General features: G+C 49.1%; 1 pseudogene. It reads left to right on the top strand.

Annotated features, from left to right (window positions below):
• Window positions 1-221: 221 nt before the first annotated feature.
• Window positions 222-332: pseudogene (locus AACR93_RS18815) on the top strand (gamma carbonic anhydrase family protein); the annotation flags it as partial.
• Window positions 333-436 lie beyond the last annotated feature (104 nt).

A 436-nucleotide genomic window follows, 5' to 3' on the forward strand; every position in this document is an offset into this window, starting at 1 on the left:
AGGCTTTTCGAGGTTATCGACTCAGGCTTTGCGTTGCCGCTTGCCGTGTCGATGGAGGCGCATTATAGGGAGTGAATTCGTTCTGGCAACCCCCCTCCTGCAATAAAATTGCAAAAAACCGTACTTTTTTAGTTATTCACCTCCAACCACAGCTTTTATACAAACTTATCCACAGAAACAGCCTTCAGGTTACTAGAATGGCCGAAAACAAGGAGGCCAAGATGGACTTGCGACTGAGACCTTACAAAGGAAAACGCCCACAACTGGGCAAACGGGTATATGTAGACCCCTGCACCACCCTGGTGGGCGATATCCAGCTAGCTGACGATGCTTAAATGAAGTGAGCTGGCCATCCACCATTTCGCTAGGCTCGGGAACCCCCCTTCCTTCATATATAGATGCGACAAGATGATGGAGTGAGGCAGTTGAGGCAGTT

The sequence above is a fragment of the Aeromonas sp. L_1B5_3 genome, from assembly GCF_963866575.1.
GTDB classification, from domain to species: Bacteria; Pseudomonadota; Gammaproteobacteria; order Enterobacterales; family Aeromonadaceae; genus Aeromonas; species Aeromonas jandaei.